General features: G+C 47.4%; 16 protein-coding genes and 2 pseudogenes. 11 read left to right on the top strand and 7 right to left on the bottom strand.

Going from position 1 to position 19,902, the window contains the following annotated elements; translation table 11 throughout:
• Positions 1 to 45: 45 nt before the first annotated feature.
• Positions 46 to 831 carry an SDR family oxidoreductase gene (locus C4F37_RS18135; protein ID WP_000021342.1) on the bottom strand — a complete coding sequence of 262 codons (786 nt, stop codon included), beginning with the start codon at positions 829 to 831 and terminating at the stop codon, positions 46 to 48.
• 317 nt (positions 832 to 1,148) lie between these two features.
• Here C4F37_RS18135 and C4F37_RS18140 point away from each other — a divergent pair.
• The 7 genes and pseudogenes from C4F37_RS18140 to C4F37_RS18175 all read left to right on the top strand — a co-directional run bounded on the left by C4F37_RS18140 (position 1,149) and on the right by C4F37_RS18175 (position 10,574).
• Positions 1,149 to 2,426, top strand: a pseudogene (locus C4F37_RS18140) (MFS transporter).
• 26 nt (positions 2,427 to 2,452) lie between these two features.
• The gene (locus tag C4F37_RS18150) at positions 2,453 to 3,931 is read left to right on the top strand and encodes an FGGY-family carbohydrate kinase (protein ID WP_000039739.1); all 1,479 of its coding nucleotides are present in this window, start codon (positions 2,453 to 2,455) and stop codon (positions 3,929 to 3,931) included.
• 164 nt (positions 3,932 to 4,095) lie between these two features.
• Positions 4,096 to 5,016, top strand: coding sequence for an aminoimidazole riboside kinase (locus C4F37_RS18155; RefSeq protein ID WP_000107663.1), 921 nt, complete (start codon positions 4,096 to 4,098; stop codon positions 5,014 to 5,016).
• Positions 5,017 to 5,183: 167 nt separating this feature from the next.
• Positions 5,184 to 6,701: a carbohydrate porin gene (locus C4F37_RS18160; protein ID WP_000277208.1), complete on the top strand. Its 1,518-nt coding sequence runs from the start codon at positions 5,184 to 5,186 to the stop codon at positions 6,699 to 6,701.
• 60 nt (positions 6,702 to 6,761) lie between these two features.
• Positions 6,762 to 8,132, top strand: a complete 1,371-nt coding sequence (locus tag C4F37_RS18165; protein WP_000344912.1) for a sucrose-specific PTS transporter subunit IIBC — start codon at positions 6,762 to 6,764, stop codon at positions 8,130 to 8,132.
• Positions 8,132 to 9,541 carry a sucrose-6-phosphate hydrolase gene (locus C4F37_RS18170; RefSeq protein WP_001334220.1) on the top strand — a complete coding sequence of 470 codons (1,410 nt, stop codon included), beginning with the start codon at positions 8,132 to 8,134 and terminating at the stop codon, positions 9,539 to 9,541. The genes C4F37_RS18165 and C4F37_RS18170 overlap by 1 nt, the downstream gene beginning before the upstream one ends.
• 25 nt (positions 9,542 to 9,566) lie before the next feature.
• Positions 9,567 to 10,574: a LacI family DNA-binding transcriptional regulator gene (locus C4F37_RS18175; protein WP_001232702.1), complete on the top strand. Its 1,008-nt coding sequence runs from the start codon at positions 9,567 to 9,569 to the stop codon at positions 10,572 to 10,574.
• Positions 10,575 to 10,658: 84 nt separating this feature from the next.
• On the opposite strand, the gene queE is transcribed toward C4F37_RS18175, so the two are convergent.
• Entirely contained in the window at positions 10,659 to 11,330 is a 672-nt protein-coding gene (gene queE, locus C4F37_RS18180) for a 7-carboxy-7-deazaguanine synthase QueE (protein WP_001199974.1), read from the bottom strand.
• 172 nt (positions 11,331 to 11,502) lie between these two features.
• Between queE and C4F37_RS18185 the strand changes: the two genes are divergently transcribed.
• From C4F37_RS18185 to C4F37_RS18200, 4 genes and pseudogenes are all read left to right on the top strand, one after another.
• A complete protein-coding gene (locus C4F37_RS18185; RefSeq protein ID WP_001774029.1) occupies positions 11,503 to 12,105 on the top strand; it encodes a LemA family protein in 603 nt (200 codons plus the stop codon).
• A 13-nt stretch (positions 12,106 to 12,118) separates the two neighbouring features.
• A pseudogene (locus C4F37_RS18190) lies at positions 12,119 to 12,790 on the top strand (TPM domain-containing protein); the annotation flags it as partial.
• Positions 12,791 to 13,041: 251 nt separating this feature from the next.
• Positions 13,042 to 14,190, top strand: coding sequence for a TPM domain-containing protein (locus C4F37_RS18195; protein WP_001217999.1), 1,149 nt, complete (start codon positions 13,042 to 13,044; stop codon positions 14,188 to 14,190).
• A 5-nt stretch (positions 14,191 to 14,195) separates the two neighbouring features.
• Positions 14,196 to 15,068, top strand: coding sequence for a TPM domain-containing protein (locus tag C4F37_RS18200; protein ID WP_011579171.1), 873 nt, complete (start codon positions 14,196 to 14,198; stop codon positions 15,066 to 15,068).
• Between the two features lie 59 nt (positions 15,069 to 15,127).
• Here the strand turns inward: C4F37_RS18200 and eno are convergent, their stop codons facing one another.
• From eno to mazE, 5 genes are all read right to left on the bottom strand, one after another.
• Complete coding sequence (gene eno / locus C4F37_RS18205; protein ID WP_000036723.1) at positions 15,128 to 16,426, bottom strand: phosphopyruvate hydratase; 1,299 nt, start codon at positions 16,424 to 16,426, stop codon at positions 15,128 to 15,130.
• Between the two features lie 87 nt (positions 16,427 to 16,513).
• Positions 16,514 to 18,151 carry a glutamine hydrolyzing CTP synthase gene (pyrG, locus tag C4F37_RS18210; RefSeq protein WP_001774030.1) on the bottom strand — a complete coding sequence of 546 codons (1,638 nt, stop codon included), beginning with the start codon at positions 18,149 to 18,151 and terminating at the stop codon, positions 16,514 to 16,516.
• A gap of 227 nt (positions 18,152 to 18,378) precedes the next feature.
• On the bottom strand, positions 18,379 to 19,170 hold the full coding sequence (mazG, locus tag C4F37_RS18215; RefSeq protein ID WP_001071648.1) for a nucleoside triphosphate pyrophosphohydrolase: 792 nt from the start codon (positions 19,168 to 19,170) through the stop codon (positions 18,379 to 18,381).
• Positions 19,171 to 19,241: 71 nt separating this feature from the next.
• On the bottom strand, positions 19,242 to 19,577 hold the full coding sequence (mazF, locus tag C4F37_RS18220) for an endoribonuclease MazF (RefSeq protein WP_000254749.1): 336 nt from the start codon (positions 19,575 to 19,577) through the stop codon (positions 19,242 to 19,244).
• On the bottom strand, positions 19,577 to 19,825 hold the full coding sequence (gene mazE / locus C4F37_RS18225) for a type II toxin-antitoxin system antitoxin MazE (protein ID WP_000581937.1): 249 nt from the start codon (positions 19,823 to 19,825) through the stop codon (positions 19,577 to 19,579). Before mazE ends, mazF begins: the two co-directional genes overlap by 1 nt.
• Positions 19,826 to 19,902: the final 77 nt, after the last annotated feature.

Genomic DNA, 19,902 nt, shown 5'->3' on the forward strand with positions numbered 1-19,902 from the left:
ATGGAATAGTTATTAATAAGAGAAAACAGAAACCACCGTTATGAATTAGCGCACTAAATAACCGCCATCAACCACTAATAAATGTCCGTTGACATAATTCGATGCCGGACTTGCGAGGAATACGGCTGCACCCATTAAATCCTGAGTATCACCCCAACGGTTTGCCGGAATATGATCAAGAACACGCTGGTTAGTTTCTGGATTACTACGGGTCGCCAGCGTAATATCGGTTGCATAATAACCAGGAGCAATACCATTCACCTGAATATTATATTGGCCTAATTCATCGCAATAGGCTTTGGTGAATCCGGCAAGAGCATGTTTAGTGGCAGAATAAGCAGGTGACCATTGACCACCTAAGTAAGAGAACAATGAACAGATATTAATGATTTTACCGCTTTTCTGCGGGATCATAATTTTTGCCGCTTCGTAGCTTAACTCGAATGCGGCGGTCAGGTTCACGTCAATCATCGGGTCCCAGTCGGCACGACCAAAGTCCAGCACCTTATTCAGCTTACAAATACCGGCATTGTTAACCAGAATATCGACGGTACCGAAGCGCTCACAGCAGGCAGCGATAATCTTCTGCGGCGCGCCTTCTGCGGTGATATCCACCTGCATAAAATCAACTTCGACACCCTGTTTTTCAATCATTTCCTTTGTTTCGCCGTTATCTTTGACGAAACTAGGAATAAAGACATTTGCGCCAGCTTTGGCCAACGCCATGGCAAATGCCTGGCCTAAACCGCTATTCCCGCCGGTAACAATTGCTGTTTTACCTTTCAGGGAGAAAAAATCCATTGAGAACGCATTGAGAGATTCGATTGACATAGTTAGCTCCAATTTCCGTAAGGCAAAAAAAAAGAAAGGTAACTTCCCCCGCGAGAGGGAAGTTACCTTTCTCATTATCTCTGGTAACTGGAGATAATTTTTAGCATAAGGACATAACTGCTAATGTGATCGTAATCACAGTGTGATGTTCGTATTGTCAAATAATTTAAAAAAGCAGAAGCGTGATTACTCTCACACAACACCTCTGCTTTCCATGTTATTTCTTATTGCAATTACTAGAGACCTGAGAAAAGTAATCCACCTGAAAGGGCGGCTTACTTTTCTCTTTTTTTGTCTATTACAAATGGGAATACGATATGCAACACAACTCATATCGCCGTTGGATAACCCTCGCGATAATTAGTTTTAGCGGCGGCGTTAGTTTCGACCTGGCTTATTTACGTTATATTTATCAAATTCCCATGGCAAAATTTATGGGATTCAGCAATACCGAGATAGGTTTAATAATGAGTACCTTTGGTATTGCGGCCATTATTTTCTATGCCCCTAGCGGCGTTATTGCCGATAAATTTTCACATCGCAAAATGATTACTTCCGCGATGATCATTACCGGATTACTGGGTCTGTTAATGGCAACATATCCACCGCTGTGGGTAATGCTCTGTATTCAGGTCGCCTTTGCGATAACGACGATTTTAATGCTGTGGTCGGTGTCGATTAAAGCCGCATCGTTGCTGGGCGATCATAGCGAGCAAGGGAAAATTATGGGCTGGATGGAAGGGCTGCGCGGCGTCGGTGTAATGTCGCTGGCGGTGTTTACCATGTGGGTCTTTTCTCGCTTTGCACCGGATGACAGCGCCAGCCTGAAAACGGTCATTATTATCTATAGTGTGGTTTACATTCTGCTGGGCATTTTGTGTTGGTTTTTTGTTAGCGATAACAACAATCTGCGCAGTGCCAATAACGAAGAAAAACAGTCATTCCAGCTTAGCGACATCCTGGCCGTTTTGCGCATCAGCACCACCTGGTATTGCAGCATGGTGATTTTTGGTGTCTTCACCATCTACGCCATTCTGAGTTACTCCACCAACTATCTGACCGAAATGTACGGCATGTCGTTGGTGGCGGCGAGCTACATGGGGATTGTGATCAACAAAATCTTCCGCGCGCTGTGCGGCCCACTTGGCGGCATTATCACCACCTACAGTAAAGTGAAATCCCCTACCCGCGTGGTCCAAATCCTTTCCATCATCGGTTTGCTGGCGTTGACAGCCCTGCTCGTCACGAACTCTAACCCGCAATCGGTCGCGATGGGGATTGGCTTGATTTTATTACTGGGATTCACCTGTTACGCCTCACGCGGGCTGTATTGGGCCTGCCCTGGCGAAGCGAGAACACCGTCTTACATTATGGGCACCACGGTAGGTATTTGTTCGGTGATTGGATTCCTGCCGGATGTCTTCGTTTAACCGATTATCGGCTACTGGCAAGACACCCTGCCCGCTGCAGAAGCCTACCGCAACATGTGGCTAATGGGCATGGCGGCGCTTGGCATGGTGATCATCTTTACCTTTTTGCTGTTCCAAAAAATTCGTACTGCTGATAGCGCCCCCGCAATGGCTAGCAGCAAGTAAGCCAGGAAAATTACAGGAGAAAAATCATGTCGAAAAAATACATCATAGGGATTGATGGCGGAAGTCAGAGCACAAAAGTGGTGATGTACGATCTGGAAGGTAATGTGGTTTGCGAAGGCAAAGGCTTATTGCAGCCGATGCACACGCCAGATGCCGATACCGCAGAACATCCTGACGACGATTTATGGGCATCACTATGTTTTGCCAGTCACGATTTGATGAGCCAGTTTGCCGGAAATAAAGAAGATATTGTCGGCATTGGCCTGGGCTCAATCCGTTGCTGCCGTGCGTTATTGAAAGCCGATGGTACGCCAGCCGCGCCGTTGATTAGCTGGCAGGATGCACGCGTTACACGCCCTTACGAACACACTAATCCTGACGTGGCCTATGTCACCTCTTTTTCGGGTTATCTGACACATCGCTTAACCGGCGAGTTTAAAGACAATATCGCCAACTATTTTGGTCAGTGGCCGGTGGATTATAAGAGCTGGGCATGGAGCGAAAATGCCGCGGTAATGGAAAAGTTTAATATCCCCCGCCAGATGCTTTTTGACGTGCAAATGCCAGGCACTGTTCTTGGGCATATCACACCACAAGCTGCGCTGGCGACACATTTCCCGGCTGGGCTGCCGGTTGTTTGTACCACCAGTGATAAACCGGTAGAAGCTCTGGGAGCCGGGTTACTGGATGATGAAACGGCGGTAATTTCTCTTGGCACCTATATCGCGTTGATGATGAACGGCAAAGCACTGCCGAAAGATCCGGTCGCGTACTGGCCGATTATGTCTTCTATTCCGCAAACATTGCTGTATGAAGGTTACGGTATTCGCAAAGGCATGTGGACGGTGAGCTGGCTGCGCGACATGTTAGGCGAGTCGTTAATTCAGGATGCCAAAGCACAGGATCTTTCACCGGAAGATTTGCTCAACAAAAAAGCGTCTTGCGTGCCACCTGGTTGTAATGGGCTGATGACGGTGCTGGACTGGCTGACCAATCCGTGGGAACCGTACAAACGCGGAATTATGATCGGCTTTGATTCCAGTATGGATTACGCATGGATATATCGTTCGATACTGGAAAGCGTGGCGCTGACGCTGAAGAATAATTACGACAATATGTGTCATGAAATGAATCACTTTGCAAAGCATGTGATCATTACTGGCGGCGGTTCGAACAGCGATCTGTTTATGCAGATTTTTGCCGACGTGTTCAACCTTCCGGCACGCCGAAACGCCATTAACGGTTGTGCAAGTCTGGGGGCTGCGATCAATACGGCGGTAGGTCTGGGGCTATACCCGGATTACACAACGGCTGTCGATAAAATGGTTCGCGTGAAAGATATCTTCATACCGATTGAGAGCAATGCCAAACGCTACGACGCGATGAATAAAGGCATTTTCAAAGACCTAACCAAACATACTGATGTGATCCTGAAAAAATCGTATGAAGTGATGCATGGGGAATTGGGGAATGCGGATTCGATCCAGAGCTGGTCGAATGCGTAAGTGAGATAAACAGTGCCGGGTAGATGATTAATCCCGGCATATTCACGTTTCCACTACAAAATACCGGGTAACCACTGCTGAATATTGTTCTCTCCTGAGCAGCGTTTATGCTTTAATTGCTAAACCGATTTAATTTGTTTAGCAGTTAGTATATTGGAGCCTTTATGAGCACAAGAGTATGGGTACTCGGTGATGCGGTTGTTGATTTATTACCCGAAAGCCAGGGGAGACTACTACAGTGTCCTGGTGGGGCGCCTGCTAATGTTGCAGTCGGTATCGCAAGGCTGGGGGGGGAAAGTGCCTTTATTGGCAAAGTTGGCGATGATCCTTTCGGTCGCTTTATGTATCAGACACTGAGTAAAGAAAATGTTGATACACGTTATATGTCTCTTGATCCTCAACATCGCACCTCAATTGTGGCTGTAGGACTTGATGAGCAAGGAGAAAGAAACTTTACCTTTATGGTACGCCCAAGTGCCGATCTTTTTTTACAACCTGATGACCTTCCTACATTTGGGCCGGGTGAATGGCTCCATCTTTGTTCCATTGCGCTCAGTGCAGAACCTTCCCGAAGTACCGCATTTCTGGCTATGGAGAAAATACGTCAGGCTGGCGGAAACATCAGTTTTGATCCCAATATCCGCAGCGATCTCTGGCAGAGTGAAGCGCTATTAAGAAAATACCTTGATCGCGCGCTTTCGCTGGCGAATATCGCTAAATTGTCCGAAGAAGAGTTGCTATTCATCAGTGGCGAAAGCCAGGTTCAGCAAGGCGCATATTCATTAGTACAACGTTATTCGTTGACTTTATTGCTTATCACACAAGGAAAAAATGGCGTACTTGTGTATTTTCAGGGGCAGTTTATCCACTATCCCGCCAAACCTGTTTCTGTCGTCGATACGACCGGGGCAGGAGATGCTTTTGTCGCTGGATTACTTGCAGGTCTGGCTGATTCTGGAATACCAACAAATACCAGACAGCTTGAACGAATCATTGCACAAGCTCAGATTTGTGGTGCTCTGGCGACCACGGCTAAAGGCGCGATGACCGCCTTACCCCGACAACACGATCTCCCTTCACAATAGTGATCCTGCTGTTGTATCTGTAACCCGATTTGTCGTGCCTGTCACATTTACTAAATCGGTTTAGCGAAAATAATTGCTCTGGCTAAAAAGTCAGCTTTATTATCAATACCTAAACCGGTTTAGCATTTTAGCAATTTTTATAATTCTCTGATGGGACGCGACAAATTATGTATAAAAAAACAACTTTGGCAGTGTTAATTGCTTTGCTGACCGGTGCTACAACGGTACATGCGCAAACGGATATTAGCAGTATCGAATCTCGACTGGCGGCGTTGGAACAACGTTTAAAAAATGCGGAATCCCGCGCCCAGGCGGCAGAAGCAAGGGCCAAAACAGCTGAATTACAGGTTCAGAAACTGGCTGAAACACAACAACAAAATCAGCTAACAACTCAAGAAGTAGCACAGAGAACAGTTCAGCTCGAACAGAAATCCGCAGAAAACAGTGGTTTTGAGTTTCATGGCTATGCCCGTTCCGGGTTACTGATGAATGATGCCGCTTCCAGTAGCAAAAGTGGGCCGTATCTGACTCCCGCAGGTGAAACTGGTGGAGCTGTTGGCCGTCTGGGAAATGAAGCCGATACCTATGTCGAGTTAAATGTAGAACATAAACAAACACTGGATAACGGTGCGACCACACGCTTTAAAGCAATGTTGGCTGACGGACAAAGAGATTACAACGACTGGACTGGCGGCTCCAGTAACCTGAATATCCGACAGGCTTTTGCCGAACTGGGCGCATTACCAAGTTTTACCGGAGCATTCAAAGACAGTACTGTCTGGGCTGGTAAACGCTTTGATCGCGACAATTTTGATATTCACTGGTTAGACTCCGATGTCGTATTTTTAGCGGGAACGGGCGGCGGTATCTATGACGTAAAATGGAACGATACATTCCGCAGTAACTTTTCTCTCTACGGACGTAATTTCGGCGATCTTGATGATATCGACAATAACGTTCAGAACTACATCCTCACCATGAATCATTATGCAGGCCCCTTCCAGTTGATGGTTAGCGGATTACGGGCAAAAGATAATGATGATCGAAAAGATGCCAATGGTGATCTCATTCAAACTGATGCTGCAAATACTGGCGTACATGCGTTAGTTGGTCTGCACAATGACACTTTCTATGGCCTGCGTGAAGGGACGGCAAAAACAGCACTGCTATATGGCCATGGCCTGGGTGCGGAAGTCAAAGGGATTGGCTCCGATGGCGCTCTGCTGTCTGAGGCGAATACCTGGCGCTTCGCATCTTACGGCACAACACCTCTGGGAAGCGGTTGGTATGTTGCGCCAGCAATTCTCGCACAAAGCAGTAAAGATCGTTACGTCAAAGGCGATAGCTACGAATGGGTGACCTTCAATACACGTCTGATCAAAGAGGTAACACAGAATTTTGCTCTGGCCTTTGAGGGTAGCTATCAATATATGGATCTGAAGCCAAAGGGGTATCAAAACCACAACGCCGTAAACGGCAGCTTCTATAAACTCACCTTTGCTCCAACTCTAAAAGCTAACGATATCAATAATTTCTTTAGCCGTCCGGAGCTTCGCCTGTTTGCCACCTGGATGGACTGGAGCAGCAAACTTGATGATTTTGCCAGCAATGACGCTTTCGGCAGCAGTGGTTTCAATACTGGCGGAGAGTGGAATTTTGGTGTCCAAATGGAAACCTGGTTTTAATACCAGACAGCCTCACGGATGTGAGGCTTTTACTGAAATAACAATGAATTAGAGGGTTATATGGATTTCGATAAAATCGCCCAATCGTTGCTTCCTTTATTAGGTGGTAAGGAGAACATCGCCAGTGCAGCACATTGCGCCACTCGCCTACGGCTGGTACTGGTTGACGACACACTTGCCGATCAACATGCCATTGGCCAGATTGATGGAGTGAAAGGTTGTTTTCGTAATTCAGGGCAAATGCAAATCATCTTTGGCACCGGCGTGGTTAATAAAGTCTATGCTGCCTTTATTCAGGTTGCAGGTATTAGCGAATCCAGTAAAGCAGATACCGCTCGACTCGCCGCTCAAAAACTCAATCCTTTTCAGCGAATAGCACGGCTACTTTCTAATATTTTTGTCCCCATCATTCCAGCCATTGTTGCTTCTGGTTTATTAATGGGGCTCCTGGGAATGGTGAAAACATATGGCTGGGTGAATGCCGATAATGCGATTTATATCCTGCTGGATATGTGCAGTTCAGCCGCATTTATTATTCTCCCCATCCTTATTGGCTTTACTGCTGCTCGTGAATTTGGTGGAAATCCTTATCTTGGCGCGACATTAGGAGGGATTCTGACTCACCCGGCACTCACAAATGCCTGGGGCGTTGCTGCGGGATTTCAGACAATGAACTTCTTCGGTTTTGAAATCGCCATGATTGGCTATCAGGGAACGGTTTTCCCCGTGCTTCTGGCAGTATGGTTTATGAGCATAGTGGAAAAACAGTTACGCAGGTTTATCCCTGATGCTCTGGATCTCATTCTGACGCCATTTCTGACTGTCGTCATTTCTGGCTTTATCGCTCTTTTGATTATTGGTCCGGCAGGACGAGCGTTAGGTGACGGTATCTCTTTCGTTCTCAGCACGCTGATTGCACACGCAGGCTGGTTAGCAGGGTTGTTATTCGGCGGGCTATATTCAGCGATTGTTATTACGGGTATTCATCATAGCTTCCACGCAATTGAAGCAGGACTTTTAGGTAACCCTGCAATCGGTGTTAATTTCCTGCTGCCTATTTGGGCAATGGCAAACGTTGCGCAAGGCGGTGCATGTCTGGCGGTATGGTTTAAAACCAAAGATACAAAAATTAAAGCAATCACCCTACCCTCGGCCTTTTCCGCAATGTTAGGGATTACTGAAGCCGCTATTTTTGGTATCAACCTTCGTTTTGTTAAACCTTTTATTGCGGCCTTAATTGGTGGCGCTGCCGGCGGTGCCTGGGTTGTCTCTGTTCACGTTTATATGACTGCCGTTGGTCTGACCGCAATACCCGGCATGGCAATCGTTCAGCCAACATCGTTGGTTAATTATATTATTGGAATGGTGATTGCTTTCGCTGTCGCTTTTAGCCTCTCTTTATTACTCAAATACAAAACGGACGAGGAGTAATGTCGATGCCTTCACAAATGCCCGCGATTTTACAGGCAGTGATGAAAGGTCAGTCCAAAGCACTGGCAGATGCCCACTATCCTTGTTGGCATCTCGCTCCAGTCACCGGACTAATGAACGATCCAAATGGCTTTTGTTGGTCTGGAGGACGCTATCATCTGTTTTATCAATGGAATCCACTGGCTTGTGATCATAAGTACAAATGTTGGGGGCACTGGAGTTCGACGGATTTATTGCACTGGCAGCATGAACCATTAGCGCTAATGCCCGATAAAGAGTACGACCGTAATGGTTGTTACTCAGGAAGCGCGGTTAATAATCAGGGCGTTCTCACACTTTGCTATACCGGTAATGTTAAGTTTGATGATGGCAGCAGAACGGCATGGCAATGCCTGGCCACCGAAAATAACCAGGGCGGGTTTGATAAACTAGGCCCTGTCATACCGTTACCTGATGGTTACACCGGACATGTTCGTGATCCAAAAGTCTGGAAGCACAACAGCCAATGGTACATGGTGCTTGGCGCGCAAGATAAAGAGAAACGGGGGAAAGTGCTGCTGTATTCCTCTGTCGATCTCTATACCTGGTCTTTTCATGGAGAAATTGCTGGTAACGGTCTGAATGAAATAGATAACGCAGGATACATGTGGGAATGTCCTGATTTTTTCGCCCTTGATGGTGAATACATTCTCCTCTGTTGCCCCCAGGGAATGGTGCGCGAACATGAGCGCTATCTGAATACTTATCCCTGCGCCTGGCTACATGGACAGTTTGATTACGAGACAGGCAAATTTACGCATGGCGCTTTCTCAGAGCTGGATGCGGGATTTGAATTCTATGCACCACAGACGATGGAAGCCCCGGACGGGCGACGATTGCTGGTCGGCTGGATGGGGGTTCCTGATGGCGAAGAGATGTTGCAGCCAACCAGAAAGCATCATTGGCAGCATCAAATGACCTGTTTTCGCGAACTCTCATTCCAGCAGGGAAAATTGTTTCAGATGCCAATCAGGGAACTCGCGCAACTGCGTGAAGCTGAACACTTCTGGCAAGGAAAAGCGGATCATGCGCCGCATGTCGAAATTGAACGCCTGGAAATGGACATCATTCCGTCGGGTGAGCTGTATCTGAATTTTGGCAATGCGCTGGCACTGCATCTTAATGACGATGGTATTCAACTACAGAGGAGAAGCCTTGCAGGGCAAGAGAAATTAACTCGTTACTGGCGAGGAAGCGTAACGTCACTGAAGATTCTCTGTGACAGTTCCAGCGTAGAGATATTCATCAATAATGGTGAAGGTGTAATGAGTAATCGTTATTTTCCCCATCATCCAGCTTCGCTGATATTACAGGGTGAGTCTGACGTCACGTTACGCTACTGGTCGCTACGCGCCTGCATGGTAGAATGAGGGTTTTGAATTACGGATCCTCGTCGTGAGAAAAACCAAACGCGTTACTATTAAAGACATTGCTGAACTGGCGGGAGTGTCGAAAGCAACCGCCAGTCTGGTTCTCAATGGTCGTGGCAAAGAGTTACGTGTTGCGCAGGAAACGCGTGAGCGTGTGCTGAGTATTGCCCAACAGCAGCATTATCAGCCCAGCATTCATGCCCGCTCATTACGGGACAACCGCAGTCATACCATTGGTCTCGTCGTTCCTGAAATCACTAACTACGGATTTGCAGTATTTTCCCATGAACTGGAAACATTGTGTCGGGAAGCGGGCGTCCAGCTCCTCATATCCTGTACTGATGAAAATCCTTCACAGGAAACAATGGTGGTGAACAATATGATTGCCCGCCAAGTTGATGGGTTAATCGTCGCATCCAGTATGCTGCATGATAATGACTATCAAAAACTTAGCGAGCAATTACCTGTTGTGTTGTTCGATCGCCACATGAACGGCAGTACATTGCCATTGGTCATTACTGACTCTGTTTCTCCCACCGCCGCTCTGGTGGCAGATATTGCACGGAGTCACCCGGATGAATTCTATTTTCTGGGCGGACAACCCCGTTTGTCACCGACTCGCGATCGACTGGAAGGATTTACACAAGGCTTGCAGCAAGCCGGAGTAACGCTACAACCTGAATGGATTATTCACGGTAATTATCATCCGAGCTCAGGCTATGAAATGTTTGCCGCGCTATGCGCTCGTTTAGGACGTCCCCCTAAAGCCTTATTCACTGCCGCTTGTGGATTACTGGAAGGCGTTCTGCGCTATATGAGCCAATATAATTTACTCGACAGTAAAATACACCTGGCGAGTTTTGATGATCATTACTTGTATGATTCACTTTCGGTAAGAATCGACACAATACAACAGGATAATCGCCAACTTGCTTTTCACTGCTTTGAACTTATTTCGCAACTGATTGAAGGTGAAACGCCATCCCCATTACAGCGTTATCTTCCTGCCAGTCTACAAAAACGCTACCGATAATCCCGTCACTATCTTGCATCGCCCCTGTAAAACGGGGCGATTATTTTCATCCTGAACGTTAAATATTAATGATGAATAATCAAATCAGGCAATATTCAAATATTTATGTGTCTGCATCGACAAACGCCAGTTGCGCGCAATGCAGGTATCGATACATAAACGCGTAGCATCTTCCTTCTGGCTAATTGGCTGAAGTGCAATGACTCGCGGTTTATCATCGGTCAGCGTCGCCAGCAATTCGTCCAGTGCTTCGATATCACGTACGCGTCCAACTGGGTGTTTGATTTCGTTAGCTCGCTCCAGGGCTTGTGACAACACTTCATAGCCGCCGCGCATGTTCAGCTTTGGCGATACGGTAACCCAGGTATTCGGTGTGCAGCGTACCTCATGAGTACCACTGGTTTCGATCTGGCAGCTAAAACCGTTCTTTTCGAGCAGGTCAGTCAGTGGCAGCAAATCATGAATGCAAGGCTCACCACCCGTAATCACCACATGACGCGCGGTGTATCCCTGACGGCCAATGACAGCCAGCAAATCTTCACTGCTCGCCGCCCCCCACTTATCACTCTCTTTGGTCTTCGCCAGAATGCTGAAAAGGGAGACTTCCCGATCCTCAAGCTTTTCCCAGGTGTGTTTGGTGTCGCACCAGGCACAGCCAACCGGACATCCCTGTAAACGAATAAAAATGGCGGGGACGCCGGTAAAGTAACCCTCACCTTGCAGGGTCTGGAACATCTCGTTAATCGGGTACTGCATAGCATTCTCTGTGAAGTGGATAATTGTTAATTATTGCAGATCCTGCCACAACAATCATGTCTTATTAACATTCTGTTACAGGCAGGTTTGATGCAAAAATTGGCTCAGATCATTAAGAATAAAATGAAGCGGCGTATTATGTTTTAAGGAATTAATTAAAAGGAATTTAACCATGCTCAGAATATTCATCGCAATTATATTTATTTTCAATTTATCAGGCTGTGGATATAACGATATTCAAACCTATGATGAGCAGGTTAACGCCTCCTGGTCTGAGGTATTGAATCAATATCAACGTCGCGCCGATCTTATTCCTAATCTTGTCGCCAGCATTAAAGGTTATTCCAGCCATGAACGAGATGTACTGGAAGCCGTAACATTGGCTCGTAGCCAGGCTAATCGCGCCAGTAGCGATCTTCAGCAAATTCCGGGAGATGAACAAAAATTACAAACCTGGCAACAAGCTCAGGCGCAGGTGTCTCGCACTCTCGGTCAGTTAACGATAATTAGTGAACGTTACCCTGAGCTAAAGGCCCAGGAACTCTATCAAAATTTGATGGTACAGCTCGAAGGAAGTGAAAATCGAATTGCCGTTGCGCGAGGAAGATATATTAAAGCTATTGAACAATATAATGTCACTATCCGCAAATTCCCCGCAGTGTTAACCGCAAAGGTCATGGATTACACACCAAAGAAAAATTATTTGCCGGATGATGTCGCCGCTGTGAGTAAAGCCCCGACAATAGATTTTAGCCAGAATACTAATGCTCATTAAGCGGGGAAGTCCTGTGCGAATTTTTATCTTCCTTATGGCTTTCTTCTGTTCATCTGTGTTTGCCACACAAATTCCAGTGCCTGAATCACCCAGGTATGTGAATGACTTAACCGGTAAATTGACGAACGATGAAGTAAATACTTTGACCAATCAGATTAAAGAGCTGACGCAAAAAAGCCACGCACAACTGGTCGTGTTAGTGGTTGAAACAACGGGCGATGAAACCATCGAGCAGTACGCTACGCGGGTATTCGATAGCTGGAAACCAGGTGATAAAGACCGCGATGATGGCGTTCTACTGTTAGTCGCCTGGCAGGATCATACCGTGCGTATTGAAATCGGTTACGGACTGGAAGGCGTTATTACGGATGCGCAGTCCGGGAAAATTATTCGCAACAGTATTATTCCGGCATTTAAAAATGGCGACCTGGCTGGCGGCTTGCAAAAGGGAATAAGCGATATTGATAATCGTCTGACGGGGAATAATTTAGCAACGATAACACCGCCCGATCACCCTTTGCCCTTTAACGGTTGGTGGGCTTTGTTAGTCTGGGCAATAGTACTGACCTTTATTTCCGCCAGAGGATATTTCAAAACGCTGGGACTAATTTGCTTCACAGCTATTGTACTGGCCTTTGTTTTACCTATAGCAGGTTTCAGCGGAAGCTGGGGAGTACTCGCAACATTACTCTGCTTCGCTACACCGTTCCTGGCTGTCGCTATCGCTTTTACCCCCTTCGGCAAAAAGGTTCGGGATTCGATGCGTAGTGCCAACCGACCGTCACGTTACGAAAGAAGTAACTCGGCCTCCTGGCGTTCTTCATCATCGTCGTCATCTTCCTCTTCATCCTCTTTTGACAATGATAATTTCAGCGGCGGCGGCGGTTCATCTGGCGGCGGTGGCGCCTCCGGGCGCTGGTAACAAAAGGAATTGAAATGCGTATTTTTCTCTTACTTCTGATGCTATATGGTTTCCAGGCGTTAGCTGAACAATTGCCTTCAGTAACTGACTTAACCGGGACATTAACGACAGAAGAACAAACTGCTTTAAATCAACAATTACAGACTCTCGAGCAGCAAAACCACTTCCAGGTGGCCGTGTTGGTTACGCCGACCACAGGGGGCAAAAACATTAAACTTGCAGCCTCTCAGAGCTACGGGTTATATCACTGGAAACCCGTTGGAGAGAAGCGGTACGGCGAAGGTATCTTAATTCTCGTCGTTTGGCCGGAAGGGCTGGCGTCAATGAAGATTGGGCATGGACTGAAAGAGATGCTGCCACCGGAACAAGCTGCGCAAATTGTTCATTACCATATGCAACCGGAATTCAAAAAAAATAATCTCTTCTCCGGGTTAACGCAGGGAATTGAAGGCATCGCACAGTTTACCTATATAAAAGCGAATCTTAGCCCTTTGGATGCTTTAGCCAATCATCTGTTTGCTAATCCGCAACGCTCGCTGCCATGTCTTGCCTGGACATTACTGATGATCGTTGCCATCGTTGTCCTCTGGCGATTTACCAGCCGTCCCGGGCCTGGCATATGGATGATATCGATGATTACTCCTATGGTCTGGTTTTTCTTCTTTCAGGATGATGTCATCATTCGGCGGGTATCGCTCGTTTGTTTTAGTTTATTTTTCGCAGCAACCTGCTGGCAGCGTATCGCGGTAATTTTTCATATGTATCGCGTATTTCCTATGATGCTGGCCCCAAAAAATAAAAACGCTAAAGTGAAAAAACAAAAGACGACTCAGCAGGTTTCTCAATCCGAACGAAACTCATTGTTTGTCGTGCTGCTGATAATTGTTGTGGGATGGTGCCTGGTATTCGCCAGTAATAAAGATATAGCATTCATCTCAACAATTATTGGGCTAATTGATCATTTTATCGGCCCAATAACCATTGCTGGCATCGTTCTGCTGATCATTGTGGCCAAATTTACTGGCAATCTTAAACTGGGATCAGGACATAAAAGCAACAGGAAAACGGGGAATCGTAATGCTCATTCTCGCTCTTCGTCGAAAAATTCTTTCCGCGGTGGCGGCGGTTCTTCAGGAGGCGGCGGTTCATCCGACCGTTGGTGATCGTTATGCGTATAATCCTTTTTCTACTCACTTTATGGTGCCTTCCTGTGCTTGCCCAGCAAATTGCTGTGCCGGAGCTGCGCCAACAGGTGACCGATATTACTGGTACCTTAAGCACGTCTGAACAACAATCACTAACACAACAGCTGCAGGATATTACACAAAAAACACGGGCACAGGTCGCTGTATTAATAGTGCCATCCACCGGAGACGATTCTATTGAACAATATGCTACAAGAGTTTTTGACAATTGGCGTTTAGGAGATGCCAAACGCAATGATGGGATACTGATCATTGTTGCCTGGTCGGATCGCACTGTCCGCATCCAGGTAGGTTATGGGCTGGAAGAAAAGGTAACCGACGCTCTGGCTGGAGATATCATCCGTAGCAACATGATACCCGCATTTAAACAACAAAAATTAGCTAAGGGATTAGAGTTAGCTATAATCGCTTTGAATAACCGACTCACTTCACAACACCAATATTCGGTTAATCCTTCAGAAAGTGAATCAGCATCTTCCAGCGATCATTACTACTTTGCTATTTTTTGGGTATTTGCAGTGATGTTCTTCCCTTTCTGGTTTTTTCATCAAGGCAGTAATTTTTGTCGCGCATGTAAAAGCAGTGTCTGTATTTCAGCAATCTATCTTTTAGATTTATTCCTGTTCTCCGATAAAACTTTTTCCATTGCTGTATTTTTCTTCTTTTTTACTTTCACCACCATTATGGTCTTTACCTGTTTATGTGTACTTCAGAAAAAAGCATCTGGTAGAAGTTATCATTCAGACAACAGCGGTTCCGGTGGTGGCTCAAGTGGCGGCGGATTTAGCGGCGGGGGCGGTTCTTCTGGCGGTGGCGGCGCGTCCGGTCGCTGGTAACTCAACCATAAAAAATGCCAGCCCGAAGGCTGGCATTTTTAAATCAGATAAAGTCAGACTTATGCCTGGCCTTTGATCTCTTTACGACCGTTGTACGGTGCTTTTTCGCCCAGAGCTTCTTCGATACGAATCAGCTGGTTGTATTTAGCAACACGGTCAGAACGGCTCATAGAACCAGTTTTGATCTGGCCTGCAGCAGTACCAACAGCCAGGTCAGCGATGGTAGCGTCTTCAGTTTCGCCAGAACGGTGAGAGATAACTGCAGTGTAGCCAGCGTCTTTCGCCATCTTGATTGCAGCCAGAGTTTCAGTCAGAGAACCGATCTGGTTGAATTTGATCAGGATGGAGTTAGCGATACCTTTTTCGATACCTTCTTTCAGGATCTTGGTGTTGGTTACGAACAGGTCGTCACCAACCAGCTGGATTTTGTCGCCCAGAACTTTGGTCTGGTATGCGAAACCGTCCCAGTCAGATTCGTCCAGACCGTCTTCGATGGAAACGATCGGATACTGTTTGGTCAGTTCTTCCAGGAAGTGAGTGAATTCTTCAGAGGTGAACGCTTTGTTGCCTTCGCCAGCCAGAACGTATTTACCGTCTTTGTAGAATTCAGAAGCTGCGCAGTCCATCGCCAGAGTGATGTCTTTGCCCAGTTCATAACCAGCAGCTTTAACAGCTTCAGCGATAACAGCCAGAGCTTCAGCGTTGGAACCCAGGTTCGGCGCATAGCCACCTTCGTCACCAACAGCAGTGTTCATGCCTTTCGCTTTCAGAACTTTTGCCAGGTGATGGAAAACTTCAGAACCCATGCGGATGGCTTCTTTCACAGTTTTCGCGCCAACCGGCTGAATCATGAATTCCTGGATATCAACGTTGTTGTCAGCGTGCTCACCACCGTTGATGATGTTCATCATCGGAACCGGCATAGAGTATTTGCCCGGAGTGCCGTTCAGTTCAGCGATGTGCTCGTACAGCGGCATACCTTTAGCAGCTGCAGCAGCTTTGGCGTTAGCCAGAGATACAGCCAGGATTGCGTTCGCGCCGAATTTGGATTTGTTTTCGGTGCCGTCCAGGTCGATCATGATCTTGTCAATGCCAGCCTGATCTTTAGCATCTTTGCCAATCAGCGCCTGAGCGATCGGGCCGTTTACCGCAGCAACAGCTTTGGTTACGCCTTTACCCAGGAAACGGGATTTGTCGCCATCGCGCAGTTCCAGAGCTTCACGGGAACCAGTAGAAGCACCTGACGGAGCAGCTGCCATACCGACGAAACCACCCTCCAGATGTACTTCGGCTTCAACAGTCGGGTTACCACGGGAGTCGATGATTTCACGACCGATGATTTTTACGATTTTGGACATTAGGTTTTCCTCAAGTCACTAGTTAAACTGAAACTCCAGACAAACAACGCGTACCCAGGGTACGCGTTGCCGTTCTAACTTTTTTACTTACTTCGCCTGACGTTTCTGGAACTCGCTGGCGGCTTTCACAAAGCCTGCAAACAGCGGGTGACCATCACGTGGAGTAGAAGTAAACTCCGGATGGAACTGGCAAGCCACGAACCACAGATGATTCGGAACTTCGATGATCTCGACCAACTGATCATCCCCGGAACGGCCCGCAACGCGCAGACCTGCATCTTCAATCTGTTTCAACAGCATGTTGTTGACTTCGTAACGGTGACGATGACGCTCAACAATTGTCGGCGCATTGTACAGCTGGCGAACCAGGCTATCGTCAACCAACTGGCACTGCTGTGCGCCGAGACGCATGGTACCGCCGAGATCGCTCTTCTCGCTACGAACTTCAACGTTGCCGTTTTCATCGCGCCACTCGGTAATCAGCGCCACAACCGGGTACTTACAGTCTGGCACAAATTCCGTAGAGTTGGCGTTCTCCATGTTGGCAACATGGCGAGCGTAATCAATTAACGCCACCTGCATACCCAGGCAAATGCCCAGATAAGGAATATTGTTCTCACGCGCAAAACGCGCGGTCGTAATCATGCCTTCTACGCCACGATAGCCGAAACCGCCAGGTACGAGGATTGCGTCCAGACCTTTGAGGATTTCAACGCCGCGCGTTTCAACATCTTGTGAATCGATCAGTTTGATGTTGACGCTGACACGATTCTTCAGCCCACCGTGTTTCAGTGCTTCGATCACGGATTTGTATGCATCCGGCAGCTCAATGTATTTGCCGACCATACCAATGGTGACTTCACTTACCGGATTCGCTTCTTCGAAGATAACCTGTTCCCATTCGGACAGATTCGCTTCCGGGCAGTTTAAGCTGAATCGTTTACAAATATAATCGTCCAGCCCCTGAGATTTCAACAGGCCCGGAATTTTATAGATGGAATCGACGTCTTTCAGAGAAATAACCGCTTTTTCCGGAACATTACAGAACAATGCAATCTTCGCACGTTCGTTCGCCGGAACGGCGCGATCTGAACGACAAATCAGGATATCAGGCTGGATACCGATTGAAAGCAGCTCTTTTACAGAGTGCTGAGTCGGTTTGGTTTTGACTTCACCAGACGCTGCCATGTACGGCACCAGCGTCAGGTGCATAAACAGGGTGTGCTCACGGCCAATTTCAACAGCCATCTGGCGAATCGCTTCGAGGAACGGCAGGGATTCGATATCACCTACAGTACCGCCGATTTCGACCAGTACTACGTCATGACCTTCGCCGCCTTCCAGCACGCGCTCTTTGATAGCGTTAGTGATGTGCGGAATAACCTGTACGGTTGCGCCGAGATAGTCACCGCGGCGTTCTTTACGCAGAACGTCAGAGTAGATACGCCCCGTGGTGAAGTTGTTGCGGCGGCTCATTTTGGTACGAATGAAACGCTCGTAGTGCCCCAGGTCCAGGTCGGTTTCAGCGCCGTCTTCAGTAACGAACACTTCCCCGTGTTGGATTGGGCTCATAGTACCGGGATCGACGTTGATGTACGGATCCAGTTTCATGATGGTCACATTGAGGCCACGGGCTTCAAGAATGGCTGCGAGGGAGGCTGCGGCAATGCCTTTACCCAGAGAGGATACGACCCCGCCGGTCACAAAAATATAGTTCGTTGTCATGCTGAACCTGAGAAGTTAGGTTGAAAAGACGATGGAATAACCAGGACGGGAAAGCAGTATACCCGAACATGACCTGTGCCACAAACTTTCATTATCCCTCCTCTTCGCCAGCGCACTATTGAAATCAGGAGTGAGAAAATAGCCCCTTTGGGGTAAATGTTTTTGACGCAAATCAAGCGCTTGTCATTTAAAAAATGACACAAATCGCGCTTGACCGCGTAATTCCCTTAGAGATCAATTTCCTGCCGTTTTACCTGTTGCCAGACTTCTTCCATTGTTTCGAGGTCAACACCTGTCATTTCCAGTCCACGCGCGGCAACAATACGCTCCACTTCGCGAAAACGACGCTCGAATTTTTCGTTCGCTTTTTGCAATGCGATTTCCGCTTTTGTCCCTAAATGACGAGCCAGATTGACCGTGGCAAACAGCAGGTCACCCATTTCCTCCTCCAGTTTAGCCTGGTCGACAACAGCCTGCCGCGCCTCGTACATCACCTCGTCGATCTCTTCGTAGACTTTATCGACTACCGGACCAAGCGTCGTCCAGTCGAAACCAACGTTGGCGCAACGTTTCTGAATTTTTTGCGCACGCATTAAAGCCGGTAAACTACGAGGAATATCGTCCAGCGCCGAATGCTGCGCTTTCTGCGCGCGCTCTTCGGTTTTGATTTGCTCCCAACGGGCAAGCACTTCACTACTATTTTCGGCAGAACTGTCAGCAAAAACATGCGGATGGCGACGCTCTAATTTATCGCTAATAGCAGCGCAAATATCATTAAAGTCAAAGCGCCCTTCTTCCTGAGCCATTTGTGCGTAAAACACCACCTGGAACAGCAGATCGCCCAGTTCACCGCGCAGATCGTCAAAATCTTCACGGGCGATGGCGTCCAGCACCTCGTAGGTTTCTTCAAGGGTGTAAGGCGCAATGGTGGCAAATGTCTGCTCTTTATCCCACGGGCAGCCGTTTTCCGGGTCGCGCAGGCGCTGCATGATGGTGAGCAAACGGTCGATTTGATTCATTGAATTATCCTGAAAATTGCGGGTCCGTCAGGTGGAAACCTGTGACCAGAATAGAAGTGAGTTAGTAACACCTACCCAATCAGCACGTTAATTTTGGCTTTAATGAGTTGTAATTCCTCTGGGGCAACTGTTCCTTTCTTCGTTGCTCCTCTTGCCCGCCAGGCGATTCTTTTTACCTGATCAGCTAACGCTACGCCATCACGTTCCTGACCGGATAGAACAACTTCGAACGGATATCCTTTTGATTGCGTTGTACAAGGAACACACAGACACATACCTGTTTTGTTGTTGTACATGAACGGACTCAGGACAACAGCCGGACGATGTCCGGCTTGCTCGCTACCTTTTGTCGGGTCAAAATCAACCCAAATCAGATCGCCCGTATCGGGTACGTATCGGCTTACCATTACCAGACTTCCTTATCTTTCGGCTCCCCCCAGTCGATATTCTCGTGGAGGTTTTCCGGCGTGATGTCGTTGACCAGTTCAGCAAGCGTAAATACGGGCTCTTTACGCACTGGCTCAATAATTAATTTGCCATCCACCAGGTCAATCTTCACTTCATCATCAATATTCAGATTGAGCGCCTGCATTAACGTAGCCGGGATCCGCACCGCCGGTGAATTTCCCCAACGCTTTACGCTACTGTGGATCATAACCCTTTCCTCAAACCGCGATCATATGTAGATACAGTATATATCAATCTACATTGTAGATACGAACAAGTTTCGGC

Source organism: Escherichia sp. R1 (assembly GCF_003000935.1).
Taxonomy (GTDB): domain Bacteria; phylum Pseudomonadota; class Gammaproteobacteria; order Enterobacterales; family Enterobacteriaceae; genus Escherichia; species Escherichia coli.